A 17,132-nucleotide genomic window follows, 5' to 3' on the forward strand; every position below is an offset into this window, starting at 1 on the left:
ATCTCTGATCAGCTTCGCTTACGCATTTATCAATGCTCATACTTTCATAAATTAAAAAGGGCCCTGGTGGGCCCTTTTGTTTTTGCAGAATCTAGAAGTAAATCTTCAAACCTGACCTAATCCCTTGACGATCGGTGACTGTGTCATCCGTCGCCGCAGGGATCTTTGTTTTCTGGTTCTCCTTATACCAGGCACCGAATATGCGCACGGCTTTAAAGTCTATAAAAAGCCCGGCCTCGGTGTAACTTCCTTCCACATCTCCTAATTCATCCGTGGAAGTGGGAAGGAAATAACGATATTTCCCATCTAATCCGAAGTACTTGGTTAAATAAACTTGAAGGGACGCTTGACCAAACTGCTGTGAAAGTCGCGCATCGCTGCTTTCACGCGTTCGTTGACCATAGTGAATGGTGAATGACGTATTTTGAATCGAGTTTCCTAAAAGACGAATGTTCAGCATTCCGGCTAGATCGTTGAAACTCTCTTCGGTGTTGTTTTCGTATTCGGCGGTGAGCCCTACGAATTGCGCGTAGGCCGAAGCTTCTCCGGCGAAGCTTGTGTACGAGTTTTCCACGCCCGAATCTTGAACTTCGGTTTTGAACGAGTTGTAGGAGCCTCCGATCATGAACTCAAAAGGTGAGGGAGAGTTCATGGATAGCCACATATCCATCATGCGATTGCGATTCTTCATTTCCAGCCACTCCGTCAGGGACCAGCGGCTTTTTTCGCGATTGGCAGCCCGTTGAGTGAAGTCGATACCACTTCCCCAGCGAGATCTGGATTGTGCCTCGGAGATGCCTGAAAAGGCCATAATGCAGAGTAGAAGCAGAGATGAAAATCTAGACATACCCCCATTTTCCCGCTTTTATAGGGCTACGTCTAAATATTCCCACGTTGATACAGTTTTAACGTCTCAGAAAAGGATACGTTGTGGTTCATGATTTCGACCCGTTCGCACTAAGAATTTCCGGAGATTTTGGCATTCGTTGGTACGGACTTTCTTACATGATGGGATTCATTTGTGCTTACTTGCTGATTCGTTGGTTGGCGCAAAGACAGCGTTCAGGCTTGGCTCCGAACATGGTGGGCGATTTTATCACGTACGCCGCGATCGGAACTTTGGTGGGCGGTCGTTTGGGTTATGTGTTTTTCTATGGCATTGATCTTCTTTGGAAGTTCAAACCGGAATTCCCATTCTGGGGAGTTCTAGCCGTGAACGAAGGCGGGATGGCGAGCCACGGTGGTATCATCGGTATCGTGATCGCGTGTATGTTGTATGCCAGAAAGTATGGCGTAAACACTCTTTATCTTTTTGACCTTGTCGCGGTGACGGGTCCTTTGGGTGTGTTCTTCGGGCGCATCGCAAATTTCATCAACGGAGAGTTGGTGGGACGGGAGTGTGATCCTTCTTATCCATTTGCTGTGAAATTTCCTCAAGATATTTACACATGGCCAAATCAAAACTTCGCGAAGTTGGGCGATTTGACTCCGGTGATGGAAAAAGTCGGTGTGGCTCGTGAGCAATGGTTAGAACTTGTTGATAAATATCGTTTCGATGGTTCAGCTCGTGAACAAGTTTATTCTTTGATGACGAAAGCCATCGATGCGATTCAAAACGGCAACGAAGCCGCAAAAGAGGCGATTGCGCCTTTGTTGACACCTCGTTATCCGTCGCAGTTGTTTGCGGCTTTTGGCGAAGGCTTGTTGTTATTCCTTTTGCTTTTCTTCCTTTGGAGAAGACCTCGCAAACCAGGCTTCATCGCGGCGTGCTTCATCATCTTCTATGCGATCGTTCGTATTGCTGATGAACAGTTCCGTATGCCCGATGCGCACATCGGCTTCCAATGGATGGGCCTGACTCGCGGTCAGCTTCTAAGTATTGGTATGTTGATCTTAGGATTTGTCATGATGTTCGTATGGACTCGCGCAAGTTCATTGCAGATTCCAGGTTGGGGACGCGGGCAATCGATCAAGTTGAATCGTAAGTAGGATTTTTTTGAAAGATAAATTCTGAATATAAAAGCCGCTGTAAAAAGCGGCTTTTTGTTTTTGAGTTATCGTATCATCGCGTCTTGCAGGGACAAATTCACTTCCTCGGTGGAAGTAAATCTGGTGGTCGGCGTTCGATGATCTCCTAGGGGTACCGGCTTACGAACCACATATTCTTGTCTTGAATTCTACATTAGCAGTTTCACTGCCATCGTGGCAGTAAGCAGCCGTGTCATGTTTCAGCGGTGGGCGCATTCTACCGCTACGGTGGCGGTAAGCGTGTGCGTTATGAGTTCTGAATGAAAAGCAACATAGATGAGCTTGCTAATAGTATTGACGTAATTATCAACGAACTAACGAATGATGAATGAACTTCAATATTAGCTAGATGCTCAAGCGAGAAAGGCCGAAAGAAATTTGTCCTTCAGACTAGAATCTTACCGCCATTATGGCAGTAAGAATTTCTGTTGGAGGAACATAAAAAAACTCCCCAAGGAATCCCTGGGGAGTTCTGTTGTTATCGCCACAAAGCAACGATGGTGCCTGATTTTGCGGATTGATTTCCTGCGGTGTCGACGGCTGTGAACTGATAGTTGTAGTACACATTCTTTTTGATGTTGCTGTCGCCGTAGCTCAGTGAAGTCGTTTCAGCGATTTTCACTCCGTTACGATAGATGAAGTATTTTGCTACCTTCACGTTGTCTGTCGAAGCAGCCCAACCCAAGTTGAATCTTGCGGTTCTGTTGCGGTTGAAAGTCGTCAGTGACAGTGTCAATCCCGTCGGAACCGATGGCGCAATCGTATCAACTACCGGTGTGGGAGTCGGCGTGGGAGTTGGTGTTGGAGTCGGAGTCGGAGTCGGGGCTGGAGCTGTGCCTGCAACCAAAGTATTTGTTGTCGCATCCACCGTCATCGGCACATTGCCTGCCGACAACAAAGTATTTCCGACACTTGGATTTACGATATTAAATGCCGACGTCGTCAATGCACTTCCTGCCGTAGAATCTTTCATCGTCAGATAAAACTTCTGCGTATTGATGTCGGATGCCGCCAAAGAAGAAATATCAAAGTAGAAGCTTCCCAGTTTTTCCGTCGTTGTTCCGTCAAACGCATAGTTGCCACCGCGATTCGCGAATGCAAATGGAGACCACGTTGCCGAAGGACTGCTCGATGTATTAGCCGAAGATCCGAACTGCAAAGACATCTGCGCGCGCATTGCGTGTGACATCTTAACTTCCGCTAACAATCTAGGTGTGTAGGTCGTGTACGTTGAATAAAATACGATACCACTTTGCGTAAGCTGAATTCTTCCTGCGGGAGCAAAGTTAGGAACCGTCGAAGTAGCGCGGAAGGCGTCGTAAGAAGCCCACGCATAACCTTGGTTCTTCCATGAAGCACCGAAAGAGTTCGCGATCTTAAATGCACCGACTTCAGAAGCTTCAACCGCGCCGTTGCCATTGATGTCCGTCCAAATCATATCATCGTAGCCCACGATCACCATCGCGTGACCCGAAACTGTTCCGTTGATGTGTGTGGCAATAGCTTGGCCTACAAACGGATTGGAAGCCGCTTGGGGGTTGGCTTGCACCGTACGATAAACCCAACTGTTGATATAAGTACCGAACGACACAACGTGACCGTTGGCTAAGATTTGTTTTACGTTCGCCATGTCCGCATCAGTGTTGATACGAGAATAGCTGAAAGCCTTCATGCGAGAATTGATCGCGCGCTTCCAATGCTCTGAATTCATATCCCAAGAACGATAGTCGCTATCGTAAGGGAAATCGGCCAACGTCGCCGCTCCGTGCTTTTCCATCACGGCGAAAGCATCAGACAAGGAAGAACCATTGTCGACACCGCCGTTGATCATATTGTAAGTCCATTTCGGAGAATAAATGCGAGTGGCTGAAGTTTTGTTATTACAACCCAATGTCAAACAGACTTCGTGACTCATCAGATAGTAAGTCGTAGCAAAAGCTACGCAAGAGCCCAAGGCCCCTTGGCTGACAATAGGCGGGAACGACGGCAATGCGGAGTTATCAACTTGCGCCGGAGCTGCGCCCAGAGTAGCAGTGGCAGCGGTCTCTGCAGACTGAGAAGAGGACGCCTTAAGAGTGTCTTCGATTTCCACTTCCGGCTGTGTCGTATCGACTTGCACCGGAGCTTGTCCACGACGAGTTCTTTCTTTATTAATACGCTCTAAGCCCATTCGATTGGGGCGAACTTTTTTAATTTTATGGCGTTTGAGTTTTTGATGCTCTTCTTGAGTCATCTCTTTAAGGCCGGGCTTGAAGCCGGAATTGTTAGCTAGAACGGTGGACGGAGAAACGTGCAGACTTAAAGTCAGCGCAATCATTCCGCCGACAGGTTTCAAAAAGTTTTTCATTTCTTTTTCTCCAGAGGTTTTAGTTCCGCATCTGCCGGTAAGTCCTGCAGTGCGACTTCGTCACAATGTTAAGTAGCAAAGCTCTAAAATCCCTAAAGAAATGATCAGCAGAAATGCGAATGCGAGGTTATAAACTCGAGATTTGTCGATAATATTGGCGAGAAATAAAAAAGAAAACGGCGATAGGAAAACCCATCGCCGTTTGAATATAAGTCTTTAGTCGAAGTCTTTTACAGGACCTCTATTTGAAATCGAAAGTGGAAAGTTCCGCGCGGGAAATTTCTTTTTGTTCTCCCGTGCCGAAGTTTTTCACGGTGACTGTTTTGTTAGTCACTTCGTTGCCACCCAAAATCAAAGCATAGTGGGCTCCGATCTTATTGGCTTTTTGCATTTTCTTCTGCATTTTTCCCGAAAGAAAGTTTTCCGTCTTAAAGCCGCGCGAACGAATTTCATGCGCCACTTTGACGCTTTCTTCTTCACCTGGGTCGTCAGCTCCAACAACCGCGATGACAATTTCTTTTTTTACTGCCAATTCTTTCGGAGTCAGATCAGCCAAGCGATCAATGCCTGCGGCCCAGCCTACGCCCGGTGTTTTCGGTCCGCCCATAGTTTCAATCAAACCATCATAACGTCCGCCGGCTAAGACCGTGCCTTGGGCGCCTAGCTTCGTCGTGGTGAATTCAAAAACAGTGTGACAGTAGTAATCAAGGCCGCGCACTAAGTGAGAATTCACATTGTATGGGATTCCCAATTTCTCGATGCCTGCCAAAACTTTTTTAAAGAAAGTTTGCGACGTTTCGTTCAAGTACTGCTCAAGCTTTGGTGCGTTGGCATTTAGTTTTTTATCGCCTTCGTCTTTAGAATCTAAAATACGCAAAGGATTTTTTTCTAGGCGCATTTTGCTGTCTGCGGAAAGCTGATCTTGGTGCTGAGTGAAATATTTCACCAAAGCGTCGCGATAAGCCGCACGGCTTTCGCTGTCACCCAAGGTGTTGATTTCTAAAGTACACTCCGCAGAAATGCCGATCTTCTTTAAAATATCCCACGCCATCGCGATGCATTCCACGTCTGCTAGAGGGCTGTCATAACCTAAACACTCTGCGCCCAATTGGTAAAATTGGCGATAACGTCCTTTTTGTGGTCGCTCATATCGGAACATGGGGCCAGAGTAATAAAACTTCAAAGGAAGGTTTTGCATCATGCCCTCAGAGATGAAAGCGCGCGCAACGCCGGCAGTCCCCTCAGGTCTTAATGTGAGACTTTCTCCTCCGCGATCTGTAAAGTCGTAAGTCTCTTTATTCACAACATCAGAAGTTTCACCGAGCGTGCGATGAAAAACGTCAGAAAATTCGAAAATAGGGGTTTCGATTTCTCCGTAACCGTACAAAAGAGCCTTTTCATAGGCTGATTCTTCGACAAAACGGAAAAGAAGACTGTCCTCGGGAAGCAGATCGCGGGTGCCACGAACTCTCTGAATTTTGTTGCTCATATTACGTCCTCAATACTAACAGGGAAATTAGGTTATATCAGAGGCTCGGGCAGTGCGCAAAGCTATTGCATTTAAGTGGGTCCGCGTTTTTAATAGAAATGACATGGAATCAGCACAGAAAATGAAAAAGTGGGTTATTGCAGGAGTCGCCGTTCTGGTCGTCGTTATCGGCGCGGTGGTCTATCAATCAATGTTCAGTAGAGGTGCCGCTTTAACAGGAGTTGAAGTGGACTGGCGTCTGTTGGGCGAGATGGACTACATTACGGGGAAATCCTCTTCGGAACTCCAAGCCTTAAGTGGCAAGGGCGTGAAGATTCCAGGTTTCATGGTCCCTCTTGAAGACGACCAAAGAGACGTGGTGGAGTTTTTATTGGTGCCAAGCCCTCAGGCCTGCATCCATGTTCCACCGCCGCCACCGAATCAAATGGTTTACGTGAAAATGAAAAAAGGAACCGAAGTAGCGGTAGGCCCCATCTGGGTTTACGGCACTTTGAATCTCGTAACGAAAAAATCCATGTACGGAGATGCATCGTTTGAGCTCGTAGGTGAAGCTGTAGAGCCGTACAAATAACTTTGTGAGGAGGTCTCTATGATGAAGGTTCTTCTATTATCAGCCATGGTATTTGCGGCGCGTGAACACGGTTCCCATGTTTACGGTGCTGGAAAGGTGAGTCTGGCTTTTGACGGCAAGAGCGGAAAAATCCAGATGGAAGTTCCCGCAGAAGCCATTCTTGGTTTCGAGCATCAGGCAAAATCAAAACAAGATAAGCAAAAGAAAGACAAAGCTTTAACTAAGCTTGAAGAAAAAATCTCTGAGATGATCGTTCTGGATCCTTCTTTGAAGTGCGAAATCAAAAAAGACATCTTTGAAGTCAACCAAGAGGATTCGCATGCGGACATTGAAGCTGAATTCAATGTAACTTGCGCCGCGCCTGTCGCAGGTAGCACAATCAGCTTCAACTTCACGAAACACTTTTCTCGCTTAAAGAAAGTCCAAGTGGATGTTCTTGCCGACGGCGTGCAAAAGTCCACGCAAGTGTTGAAGAACGGAGACAGCGTTGAGCTCAAGTAACATCCTGATTGAAGTACGTGATCTGCAGTACACTTACCCCGGCGCAACTCAACCCACTTTGAAAATCCCTGAATTTTCGGTGTTGCGCGGGGAAGAGCTCTTTCTTTATGGTCCGAGTGGCACAGGTAAAACAACATTGCTTGAGATGTTTTCGGGTGTTTTGAAGCCGACTCAAGGCAGCCTTAAAATTTTAGGTTTTGATTTCGTGAAAATGAGTGACGCCGATCGCGATGCCTTTCGTGCGGAGCACATGGGATACGTGTTTCAAAACTTCAATTTGATTCCTTATCTAAGTGTACAGGAAAATATCGAATTGCCTTTGCATTTGAGTCCCGCACGCAAAGCTCGTTTGGGCAGTGTGGATACCGAAATGGTGATTCGTGCTCTGTGCGGAAATTTGGGTATTGGTGATCTTCTAGGTAAAAAAGTCGCAGAGTTGAGTGTCGGGCAACAACAGCGTGTGGCCGTAGCACGGGCCCTTTTAGGAAAGCCTGATCTGATTCTGGCCGACGAACCGACATCGGCATTAGATACCGATCATCGTGAAAAATTCTTAAAGCTGATGTTTGAATTAGCAGACCTATACGGTACGACGGTTGTCTTTGTTTCTCATGATCGCAGCATGGAAAAACTTTTTAGTCGCAGCATCTCGTTAGACTCCATCAATAGGGTTGGATAATGGTCTTTCTTAAACTTGCTATCAAATCTTTGAAGAACCGCGCTTTTGCTACAACATTGACGGTGCTTTCTATCGCCCTGAGCGTGACACTTTTGTTGTCCGTCGAAAGAGCTAAAAGAGCCGCTGAAGAAGGCTTCACGCAAACCATCAGCAAAACGGATCTGATAGTCGGAGCGCGCAGCGGTTCCTTACAATTGATCTTATACACAGTGTTCAACATGGGAAATGCCACTCACAATATTTCCTATGAGAGCTACCAGGACATCAAAAAGAACCCGGCCATTGAATGGACGATCCCTTATTCTTTGGGGGACGGTCACCGTGGATTCCGTGTCGTCGGCACGAATGAAGACTTCTTTAAACACTATCGCTTCCGTGGCAGTGAAAAGGTTGAGTTAAGCCAGGGGCAAGTGTTCAAAGATTTGTGGGACGTGGTTGTCGGTGCGGAAGTGGCCCACAAATTAAAGTACCGCCTCGGGGATCGCATCGTTGTTGCTCACGGAGTGACAAAAGGGGAGGGCATTCAAAATCACGCTGACAAACCTTTTGTTGTTACGGGTATCCTGGAAGCCACAGGAACTCCATTAGACCGCGCGGTTTATATGTCCTTAGAAGGTATGGAAGCATTGCACGTGGACTGGGCAGACGGTGCGGCTCCCACGGCAGAAAAGGCTATTCCTCGTGAACAGCTTTCTCGCGCAGGAATGAAAATTCACACGATCACAGCTTTTTTTGTGGGTGCGAAATCGCGCATTGAAACTTTAAAACTTCAGCGCGACATCAATACGTATAAAGAAGAGCCGTTACTAGCGATCATTCCCGGTGTTGCGTTGAGCGAGCTTTGGAATGGCCTGTCTTATGTGGAAGGCGTACTAAGAATCATCTCATGGATGGTGGTTTTAGTCGGACTGGTTTCGATGTTGATCGCCTTAACGACAACTTTGAATGAACGTCGTCGTGAGATGGCAATCCTCAGAGCGGTGGGCGCAAAGTCGTCGCAGATCGTGGGCCTTTTGGTGTTTGAATCCGCATTACTGACGGTTGTGGGTATTGCATTAGGAACTCTTTTATCATGGACGCTGATCGCCATTCTTCGTCCGTGGATCGCAAGTGAGTTCGGCCTTTATCTTGTCGGCCCGTGGGTCACAAAAATCGAGCTTCTGTATATTGGCATCACCTTCATTGGTGGCACGCTGATGGGACTGATCCCGGCATTGCGAGCACAGAACTTAGCCTTGAAAGATGGATTGAGCGTAAAGCTTTAAAAAGAAAAACCCCGGTGAACCCGGGGTTTTTCTTTTTAACATTCTTTTTATGCTGCTTTAACTTTCACTTTATCCGCCGCTTCGGCCTCGTAATCAGAGTAAGGTGTTTTTACTTCCACCATACTGCCGTCTTCGGCGCGATAGCCGCGAACTTTGAACATTTTCAACGCTTCGGAACGGCCTTTCACTTCGGCCGCACCCGCAAGCTCCGTTTTGAAATCTTCACCGATTTTTTCAATGACTGTATCTGAAATCAGAAGGTCGGCACCGAAAGCTTTTGTAGAAGCCTCGATACGGGAAGCGGTATTCACCGTATTACCGATAACTGTGTACTCCATACGCTCGTCAGAACCAATGGTGCCAGAGATCGCAAGACCCGCATGCAGACCCATCCCGATATTGATCGGAGGCTGACCGCGACCCACGCGTGTTTCATTTAAAGTTTCAAGAGCACGGCGCATTTCAAGACAGGCGCGAACCGCATTGTGCGCATCGCGATCTGAAGTCTTCGGAGCACCCCACACAGCCATGATCGCATCGCCGATGAATTTATCGACGACACCACCGTGTGAGTTGATGATTTTAACCATCACGCCAAAGTATTCATTCAGCATTTCAACGACTTCTTCCGGAGAACGCTTTTCTGAAAACGCCGTAAAACCACGGATGTCCGAGAAGAAGACGACAACCTCTTTGGATTGACCGCCGACACCGATATCTTTACCAATCAAGTCTTCCGCAACAGAAGAGCCATGGAACTTCGAGAAAAGGCTTTTCACCTTGTCACGTTCCTTAAGACCTTCTGTCATGTGATCAAACGCTTCGGCCAAGTCACCCACTTCGTCGTGAGATTTAACTTGCGCACGGGCTTTTACGTCAAAGTTACCGCGAGAAACCAAGTTGATCATATCCGCCAATTTTTCAATCGGGGAGGTGAGAGTCATAGAGAACAAGAAAATAAAGAAGATCGCCATAGAGATCGCGGACCCCGCCACGAAGATCGCTCGGCGGCGGACTTCGCGCGACACTTCAAGAATTGTTTCTTCTGAAGTTTGCGAAATCACGGTGGCGCCAAAAGATGTTTTCACTGAAGCGCCGAAATAGTTTTTCTCAAAGTCCGGATCAACGAACTTCGTTTGGTATTGCGGAGACTTTTGCGTCAATGCCTTTTTTACGAAAGGGTTGTTGCTGACATTCAAACGCGCCATGGCTTTTTGTTCATCTTTATGAGCTAACAATTCTCCATAACGGTCTACCAAGTACTGAGTTCTTTCGGAAGGATCCGTAAAAGGTTTTTCTAACGGCGCCAACGTCACATCTGCTAAAGCGACATGCGTGATTTTGCCTTGAGCATCACGAACCAATGGAATGCCAATCGTGATCATTGCGGGTGCTTTAGGATAAGATGCATTTTTAAGTTCAATATTTCCCTGAGCCACATTGCGGATAGGGAATTTCTGCCAAGAACGAACATTGATGATGTAGTTCCCCGTCAGGTTGTAAGGGCGAAGAAGGTCCTCTTTCACTTTGCGCGCGACTGTATGGACGGTTGTTCCTTCTAATTTTAAAATTTCTAACGAAACGAAGTTTTTGTCTTTTGTGAAGTTGAAATCGAAGTCGTCACTTGCAGCGACATGATCAGTTGTATCTTTCATTAAAACAGACGCCGTCACACGGGTTTTATCAACCAGTGAGCCCACGATATTTTCCACTTCCTTGGCTTTAGCCGCCGCCGACTCCAAATTCGCGATATCGACTTGTTCAGAAGCTTTCTTTTCGAAATAGTCTGAAGAGATCCACGTGATTGTTCCTGTCGCTGCCACCAGGATCAGGATTGTCACCGTAATGAGTTTTGTCGAAATAGGTATTCTCATATCATCTCCAAGAGCTTAGAAAGCCCACTCCGCGAAAATATTTAAGTAGTTCCCGACGATCGTGGATTCATTCGTATCTCCGTCCACGGCAAAGTTATCTGATGCCGGGACTGCTTTATAAGACATTTTATCTTCACGACGAGCATAACCCACAAGACCCGTGAATGTCGGAGTGAAGCGATAGCTTCCCAGGAAACCATACTGTGTCGACATGGACGGTGTCAGGGGAGCCCCATTCGGTGTGCTGATTTTCAAAAGTGACATGTACATATGAGCATTCACTTGAATGCCTAATTTCGGTGTCAAAGAAAACCAATATTCCGCACCAAAATGCGGACCTGCCGAAGTGATTTTTAAATCTTCTGAGCTGCCAGAGAAAGGGTCACCCACAGTTTCTGGAAGTTCTTTATAGTAAGGACCGACTTGGAAGCGCAACTCTCCGCGGTCACCTAAAGTCTTGCGGTAAACAGCGTTGGCTTCGGCTGAAGCGAAAGTCTGAGTCTTGCCATTAAAAGTAAAACCACTCATGTCGACAATCCCTAAGAATCCCCAAGGAGTTCTGTCGCCGAACCAGCCTAAGCCCATACGACCCGTACCGCCCAAGGCGCTGTAAGCCACGGCGGAGTTTTTCTCTGGGTTCTTTCCGCTGAACTGCATCTCGGTCACAAGATAACTTGCAATGGCATACCACCCAGTCACGCGGTCAATAGACTTTCGCACAAGAGCAGTGTATTCCGCGGCAGGAGAACGATCCCCGTGACGAACAGAGAAACTTTGCTTAGCCAGAGGAGAACTAGGACGTAAATTGGACTTTGCTCGCACCGCCACTTGATAACGGCCGCCGGGCCATGTTTCGTCAAAAGGCAAAGACTCTTCCTGGGTGTTTTCAATCACTTTGAACTTTTCCCATTTTTTGTCTTTTTCATTTAATTTCAAAACAAAGACGTCAAAAGAAGAGACGTTGTCAGGGCGATTCCATTTCACTTCGCGCACGAACTCACTTTCAGGCTTTGTGATCTTTGGATTTTCCAAAGCCTTACCCAAAACTGAGAATTGAGATACGGAAGTCGCATCACTGCGAATGCCTTCGTTTGTTGCCGCAAGAACTTTCCAAGTGTAGTTGTTCGCAACAGGCAAGGACAATTTCACTTTCGTGTCGCGAAGGACTTCGCTGACTTGAGTTTTTCCATCGTCGGAAGTCAGAACGAACTGATACATATCAGCGCCACCGACCGGATTCCATTGGAACTCTAGCTTAACGCTGTCTTCTTCTTTACTGGCAATTCTAGAGCGAGAAGCCGGGGATTTTAAAACCGCCGCTTCAAGGCCCACATTGAAGTCACTCTCTGGAGACCAATCTCCAGGAACACCTCGATAATCGCGCGCACGCAATTTCATTAAGTACTTACCTGGCGTCAAGCGTCCATTCCATGCAGCTTCTTTCACTTTGAAAGTAAAAGTTTTTGCATCTTTGGGATCTTCTTTCACTTGGCGAAGTTCAATGTCGTAGCTTTTTGCACCTTCGATCGCATCCCACTCAAAGTTCACCAAACGGCGATAAGGCGCCGCCCAGACCGCTGCGGTCCAGAATGTGAAAATGAGAATAAGGAACGCGGTCGTCAAACGCATCAATTCACCTTAATCTTCTTCAAGGTCGGCGCACGCAGATTGGATTTATCTGGCACCAGAAGTTTTCTTGCAGGAGCCACCTCGCTCGGCCGGCCATAGTTATCCATCGCCGAAAGCTCGATTTCGTATTCTCCAGGAAGAAGATTTTTAAGAGCTGTCATATTGTTTGTGTATTTCGAACGTTTTAGTTCTTTGCCGTCTTTGCGGATGGTCAGCCAATATTCTTTGGCGCCATCAAGTTTCGTCCACTCTAGTTGAGTGCGGCCGTCAAAAGAAGCTTGCAGGGGGCCTTCCGTCGGTACAAACAATGGAGCTTGCAGAAGTGGAAGGGGTGTGACCGTCAAAGGCTGCGACACCTTCGTGCCAAGAATTTGACCGTCTTTATTCACAGCTTCGATCGAAGCGATATAACGACCCGGTTTAGGAACCGCTGTCGAAAACTTTGTATCTTTCACTTCAAGTGAAGAAGCGGATCTTGGATCCGCATTTTCTTCAAGAAGCTTCACGCGATAAAGAGCGACATCATCTGTTTTATCAGCTTTCCATGTCAAACCCACTTGGGGTTTTTCGACGTAATACTGAGTCAGTTGCGCTTCTGGCATCGTGAAGTCGACGGTCACTGGAACTATCGGGGCACGCTCCACTTTGGCTTGAACTTGCTCTGCCGGTTTCACGGTGAACTTTTGGACTTTTCCTAAAACCGGTTTATCGGATTCAATGTAATAAGAACTCATGCGCCAGTAATATGTACCGGCTTTCAATGAAGGCAGAGTGTAACTTTCCTCATTTGAAAAAGACTGGGTGGCGATTTTCTTTTGCAAAGTTGGATCGGACCAAACTTCTAAAGTCATTTGACGAGTGTCATCACCTTTTTGCCATTTGAAAGTCATATCAAACGGAGTTTTTGCGGCAGGAATATCAGCGTCCGCTGTTGGAAAAACCACTGTCGGCGCATAGCGAGCCAGAACTTCGGTCTTATAGATGGGACTTTCTGCAATCACATTCCCCAGGGATGATGTCCCTACAAGTTTCCAGTAGTGACGCCCGAAGGGAAGTGAAGCATTGACTTGATTTTGATTTAAAGCGGCTTGAACAAAAGGTTTCAACTGCTTTCGACTTGGTCCCACCCACAGCGAAACTTGGGTGCCTTGCGGGAAGCCTGTCCATTGAAACGGCACTGGTTGCGGAGATTCTGCATCCATGGCAATAGGTTTTTGCGGCAACGGAGTTAGAACCTTGATCACTGTCGTCGAAGTTAAATCTTTGCTTTGACCATCATTGCCTTTAACAGAGGCCTTACCTTCTAAGACTTGAACGTCGACAGAGTTCCCACGGCCTTTCGATAAAGATGCGGAAGCCTGCGAAAGATCGACTTTACCATTTGCAGAGTTTAAGACGAGGCCTGGAGCATTGGTTTCAGTGCCACCGGCTTTCGCGTTAACGAACAAACTACCTTCCATCAAATCAAGGGCGATTTCGCCTTCGGATTTTTTGATGACGATCAAAGACTCGGGCTCAAGATCCAAATAACGATCTGAATCAACGAACTGAATGCGCACTTCACCGCGTTCACTGGTACGAATAGCTTCGCCATTATAAAGAGGCTCGCCCGTATTTACGAGTTGCCAAAGAAGGCGCGAAGCGGGACGACGTTGAATGTCTTCAACAACTTTTCCGACGTAAGCTAATGGCTTTTCATTTCCATAAGAGGAATTTCGATCTTCGGTGGATTGATACCAATACCAAGTCACAGCGAAAACTGATGATGAGCTAAGTGCTGCGACAAGCAGCCGTTTCCACTGTTTTTTCATGCAATCCTCCTTCTTAGTTTTTCGGAGAATTTTTCTCGGTATTAAATAGCGCTTAAGTCTAGGACCGGAGCTCTAGTCAAAAAAAATTAACGATTGGTCCGAAAACAGGCTGGAGAGTTTCTGTCGAATGGTCTAGAGTCTTGCCTATGGATAATAATAAGAACTACATTACGCCCCAAGGTCTAGCCAAACTCAAAGCCGAGTATCACGAGCTTATGCATGTGGAACGTCCGAAGCTTGTTGAAGTTGTGGCGTGGGCCGCGAGCAACGGGGACCGTTCTGAAAACGCAGACTACCAGTATGGTAAACGTCGTTTGCGCGAAATAGATAAGCGCGTTCATTTTCTGACAAAAAGAATCGAAGATGCCGAGGTCGTGGATCCAAAAACGATGAAAGGCACAACCGTTCTTTTCAGCGCGACGGTGACGTTGGCGGATGAAGAGGGGGAAGAGGTTGTTTATCAAATCGTGGGTGAAGACGAATTTGATCCTAAAAACGGAAAGATTTCTTGGAAATCTCCGGTGGCCAAAGCACTTCTGGGTAAGAAGGTGGGCGATGAGGTTCGCATCGTCAAACCTGCTGGCGAAGAGTACGTGACGATTGAGAGCGTCCAATACAAGTAAAAATTACAGCTGCGTGTTAGTAATCGGGCCTCTATTGGGGCCCTTTTTATTTTTGAAATTGTCTTTGCTCCCATAAAAAGACACACTCGCTTCGCACATCCGGGGGGATATTCATGAATATGAAATGGGCTTTTGTTCTAACTTGTGTTTTCGTTCTTTCATCTTACGAAACTGTTGAAGCGAAACGTAAAAATCGCCAAGAAGTAAATCCTGTCTTTGAAGAAATTGAAAAGCCCTCTGAATCCTTTCTTATCGATGAAAAATCCAGTGATGCTGACATCGTTCGCGCCGTAAATGATCAACGCCGCGTTGATTTCGTTGAAGGCGGAAGCATGGTTGTGGTGAAAGTCCTGCCTGATGACAACCAAGGTTTAGCTCATCAAAAATGGACAGTACGCCTTTCTAATGGCAAGAACATGCAAGCTGTGTATAATTCAGACATGTGCCCTCGCGTACCTGTCAAAGTTGGCGACGTGATTGCGATGGGTGGACAGTTCATTTGGACAAACAAAGGCGGCCTTCTTCATTGGCTGCATCATGATCCTCGCGGCAAACGCCCTGATGGTTATGTCTACGTAAACGGGAAGTTCTATTGCAAAGATTAGAGTTGATTCCATGTAAAGCGCCGTTCTGGGCCGATGGCGGTCACGGGCAAACTTTATGGTCTCACTTTCTTAAGTCTCCTGAGCTTGAAAATTTCGGAACTCAATTTGAAGTCGATCTTCCTGATGGAGATCGACTTTTTTGTTTTCATATTCCTGGAACTAGCGACACCGTCGTGAGTGTCTATCACGGCCTTTCAGGTGACGTGACTTCGGATTACATGCAAAGAACGGCATTGCTGTGCCAGAAACTGGGTCACAGTGTTGTCCTGGTCAACCATCGTGGTGCTGGAATTGGCGCCGCCTATGCGCGGAAACCTTATCATTCGGGCCGCGCCGAGGATATGTCTGCGGTGCTGAAAAGACTTCGTGAAATGTTTCCCGGTAAAAAACAAATTGCTGTGGGCTTTTCGATGAGTGCGAATATCCTTCTGTGTTTGCTGGGAGGTTTTCGTGGCGAGGTAAAGCCTGACGCTGCGATCACAGTGAATGCACCCATTGATCTTATGCAAGGTTCGCAACTGTTAAAAACAGGCTTCAATCGTATTTATGATTTGCGCTTTGTCTTGCGCCTTAGAAAAAACGTAGAAGAAAAATTTCGCCAAGGATTGATTTCCGAAAAATACGATATCCCGGCCTGGTCGACGATTTGGGATATGGATCAGATATACACCGCACCTGCGGCCGGATTTAAAGATCGTTTTGATTATTATCAAAACTGCTCTGCGATTCACTATGTCTCAAAAATCCAAACGCCCACTTATGTTCTGACGGCACAAGATGATCCGTTTGTGTCGGTGGAAAATTATATGAAAGCTTCTTTTTCCAAAAGCACGATGTTGCATGTGGAAGCTCGTGGGGGACACATGGGATATTTGGCAAAACAAAATACGCCCTTGGGATCGGTGCGCTGGCTGGATTATTACCTGCACGAGGCCTTGCAGTCACTAAAGCAAGTCTTAGCTTAAAGAACACTCTTCTTCAGTAAATTCCAACGCGCACTCCAGTATCCATAGGACAAAGAGGTGGCGCCGGAGTCCCAAATGGGAATTTCCAAAATCTTTCGAACATTTTCTGCGTACGCGTGATGTAAATCCGCATGCAAATACCAGCCTGAAAGTTTTGCCGGTAAGGATTTTTCGACAGCAACCCAAGACTCTTTCGTGAAGCCGCCGATTTCGCAGAAAGGATCTAGCGAGCTAAAACCTTTGTTCTTTTCTTTAAAGATGCCGGTGAAGAGGTGCTCGATAGAATGACGAGGTCCCGTGCGACGGTGAAAGAGGCTGTCCTTTTTAGAAACGCGCTCTCCCCAGCATAAAGCCACCGTGGGATCGGTCATAAGATTTTGTAGAATCTTAAAAAGATCTCCGAAAGGCGTTGCCAGCAAAGGGTCTGCAACAAGAATAAAAGGCGCTTGGGTTTTGGAAAACGCGCGACGCAGACTTTCTGCGCGACCCAGATATTGCTCATTGAATAAAGTCTGAATGCGCTCTCGCGGTGAAGACTCGGTTTGCGCTGTTTTGATCTGAGCCAATGCATCTTCAGCGTCTTTTTCAATCACGGCCACGAGTTCATAGTTCAACGGAAGCTTCTGAAAAAATCCGCGCAGGTCCTTCATAAAAGAAGGAATAAACGCCGCATCTTTATGCAGATATATAACGAATGAGCAATGCAGGGTTGACTCTGAAGATTCCATCTTTACGATAGTTAACA

The 17,132-nt window shown here is 46.8% G+C and carries 15 protein-coding genes; 8 read left to right on the plus strand and 7 right to left on the minus strand.

Going from position 1 to position 17,132, the window contains the following annotated elements:
* Positions 1 to 91 precede the first annotated feature (91 nt).
* Positions 92 to 847 (minus strand): hypothetical protein, encoded by a 756-nt coding sequence (locus AZI85_RS07675; RefSeq protein WP_253720901.1) that lies wholly within the window; start codon positions 845 to 847, stop codon positions 92 to 94.
* Positions 848 to 930: 83 nt separating this feature from the next.
* On the opposite strand from AZI85_RS07675, the gene lgt reads away from it, so the two are divergent.
* Positions 931 to 1,989, plus strand: a complete 1,059-nt coding sequence (gene lgt / locus AZI85_RS07680) for a prolipoprotein diacylglyceryl transferase (protein WP_063243526.1) — start codon at positions 931 to 933, stop codon at positions 1,987 to 1,989.
* Between the two features lie 517 nt (positions 1,990 to 2,506).
* On the opposite strand, the gene AZI85_RS07685 is transcribed toward lgt, so the two are convergent.
* Positions 2,507 to 4,375 (minus strand): C1 family peptidase, encoded by a 1,869-nt coding sequence (locus tag AZI85_RS07685; RefSeq protein ID WP_063243527.1) that lies wholly within the window; start codon positions 4,373 to 4,375, stop codon positions 2,507 to 2,509.
* Between the two features lie 241 nt (positions 4,376 to 4,616).
* Positions 4,617 to 5,864, minus strand: coding sequence for a histidine--tRNA ligase (gene hisS / locus AZI85_RS07690; RefSeq protein WP_063243528.1), 1,248 nt, complete (start codon positions 5,862 to 5,864; stop codon positions 4,617 to 4,619).
* 52 nt (positions 5,865 to 5,916) lie between these two features.
* On the opposite strand from hisS, the gene AZI85_RS07695 reads away from it, so the two are divergent.
* From AZI85_RS07695 to AZI85_RS07710, 4 genes are read left to right on the plus strand one after another with little or no spacing between them, the layout of a single operon-like run.
* Positions 5,917 to 6,435: a DUF3299 domain-containing protein gene (locus tag AZI85_RS07695; RefSeq protein ID WP_253720902.1), complete on the plus strand. Its 519-nt coding sequence runs from the start codon at positions 5,917 to 5,919 to the stop codon at positions 6,433 to 6,435.
* An 18-nt stretch (positions 6,436 to 6,453) separates the two neighbouring features.
* Positions 6,454 to 6,936 (plus strand): ZrgA family zinc uptake protein, encoded by a 483-nt coding sequence (locus tag AZI85_RS07700; RefSeq protein WP_063243529.1) that lies wholly within the window; start codon positions 6,454 to 6,456, stop codon positions 6,934 to 6,936.
* Positions 6,923 to 7,615: an ABC transporter ATP-binding protein gene (locus AZI85_RS07705; RefSeq protein WP_063208971.1), complete on the plus strand. Its 693-nt coding sequence runs from the start codon at positions 6,923 to 6,925 to the stop codon at positions 7,613 to 7,615. The genes AZI85_RS07700 and AZI85_RS07705 overlap by 14 nt, the downstream gene beginning before the upstream one ends.
* Complete coding sequence (locus AZI85_RS07710) at positions 7,615 to 8,880, plus strand: ABC transporter permease (RefSeq protein WP_063243530.1); 1,266 nt, start codon at positions 7,615 to 7,617, stop codon at positions 8,878 to 8,880. Before AZI85_RS07705 ends, AZI85_RS07710 begins: the two co-directional genes overlap by 1 nt.
* 47 nt (positions 8,881 to 8,927) lie before the next feature.
* On the opposite strand, the gene AZI85_RS07715 is transcribed toward AZI85_RS07710, so the two are convergent.
* The 3 genes from AZI85_RS07715 to AZI85_RS07725 are packed head-to-tail and all read right to left on the minus strand — an operon-like array spanning position 8,928 to position 14,194.
* A complete protein-coding gene (locus AZI85_RS07715; protein WP_063243531.1) occupies positions 8,928 to 10,754 on the minus strand; it encodes an adenylate/guanylate cyclase domain-containing protein in 1,827 nt (608 codons plus the stop codon).
* A 15-nt stretch (positions 10,755 to 10,769) separates the two neighbouring features.
* Positions 10,770 to 12,383: a fibronectin type III domain-containing protein gene (locus AZI85_RS07720; protein ID WP_063243532.1), complete on the minus strand. Its 1,614-nt coding sequence runs from the start codon at positions 12,381 to 12,383 to the stop codon at positions 10,770 to 10,772.
* Entirely contained in the window at positions 12,383 to 14,194 is a 1,812-nt protein-coding gene (locus AZI85_RS07725; RefSeq protein WP_063243533.1) for a hypothetical protein, read from the minus strand. Before AZI85_RS07725 ends, AZI85_RS07720 begins: the two co-directional genes overlap by 1 nt.
* A 146-nt stretch (positions 14,195 to 14,340) precedes the next feature.
* Here AZI85_RS07725 and greB point away from each other — a divergent pair, with 146 nt between their 5' ends.
* From greB to AZI85_RS07740, 3 genes are all read left to right on the plus strand, one after another.
* Entirely contained in the window at positions 14,341 to 14,817 is a 477-nt protein-coding gene (gene greB, locus AZI85_RS07730) for a transcription elongation factor GreB (RefSeq protein ID WP_063243534.1), read from the plus strand.
* Positions 14,818 to 14,930: 113 nt separating this feature from the next.
* Positions 14,931 to 15,422, plus strand: a complete 492-nt coding sequence (locus AZI85_RS07735; RefSeq protein WP_155723962.1) for a DUF3465 domain-containing protein — start codon at positions 14,931 to 14,933, stop codon at positions 15,420 to 15,422.
* Positions 15,410 to 16,387, plus strand: a complete 978-nt coding sequence (locus AZI85_RS07740; protein ID WP_063243535.1) for a YheT family hydrolase — start codon at positions 15,410 to 15,412, stop codon at positions 16,385 to 16,387. Before AZI85_RS07735 ends, AZI85_RS07740 begins: the two co-directional genes overlap by 13 nt.
* On the opposite strand, the gene AZI85_RS07745 is transcribed toward AZI85_RS07740, so the two are convergent.
* Positions 16,384 to 17,115 (minus strand): hypothetical protein, encoded by a 732-nt coding sequence (locus tag AZI85_RS07745; protein WP_155723963.1) that lies wholly within the window; start codon positions 17,113 to 17,115, stop codon positions 16,384 to 16,386. The genes AZI85_RS07740 and AZI85_RS07745 overlap by 4 nt on opposite strands.
* Positions 17,116 to 17,132 lie beyond the last annotated feature (17 nt).

This window comes from Bdellovibrio bacteriovorus (assembly GCF_001592755.1).
GTDB lineage: Bacteria > Bdellovibrionota > Bdellovibrionia > Bdellovibrionales > Bdellovibrionaceae > Bdellovibrio > Bdellovibrio bacteriovorus_E.

Bases quoted from the DNA above. Each gene is read 5' to 3' on its own strand.
- AZI85_RS07675 (WP_253720901.1), bottom strand. From the start codon at position 847: ATGTCTAGATTTTCATCTCTGCTTCTACTCTGCATTATGGCCTTTTCA.
- AZI85_RS07685 (WP_063243527.1), bottom strand. From the start codon at position 4,375: ATGAAAAACTTTTTGAAACCTGTCGGCGGAATGATTGCGCTGACTTTA.
- hisS (WP_063243528.1), bottom strand. From the start codon at position 5,864: ATGAGCAACAAAATTCAGAGAGTTCGTGGCACCCGCGATCTGCTTCCC.
- AZI85_RS07700 (WP_063243529.1), top strand. From the start codon at position 6,454: ATGATGAAGGTTCTTCTATTATCAGCCATGGTATTTGCGGCGCGTGAA.
- AZI85_RS07710 (WP_063243530.1), top strand. From the start codon at position 7,615: ATGGTCTTTCTTAAACTTGCTATCAAATCTTTGAAGAACCGCGCTTTT.
- AZI85_RS07715 (WP_063243531.1), bottom strand. From the start codon at position 10,754: ATGAGAATACCTATTTCGACAAAACTCATTACGGTGACAATCCTGATC.
- AZI85_RS07720 (WP_063243532.1), bottom strand. From the start codon at position 12,383: ATGCGTTTGACGACCGCGTTCCTTATTCTCATTTTCACATTCTGGACC.
- AZI85_RS07725 (WP_063243533.1), bottom strand. From the start codon at position 14,194: ATGAAAAAACAGTGGAAACGGCTGCTTGTCGCAGCACTTAGCTCATCA.
- greB (WP_063243534.1), top strand. From the start codon at position 14,341: ATGGATAATAATAAGAACTACATTACGCCCCAAGGTCTAGCCAAACTC.
- AZI85_RS07735 (WP_155723962.1), top strand. From the start codon at position 14,931: ATGAATATGAAATGGGCTTTTGTTCTAACTTGTGTTTTCGTTCTTTCA.
- AZI85_RS07745 (WP_155723963.1), bottom strand. From the start codon at position 17,115: ATGGAATCTTCAGAGTCAACCCTGCATTGCTCATTCGTTATATATCTG.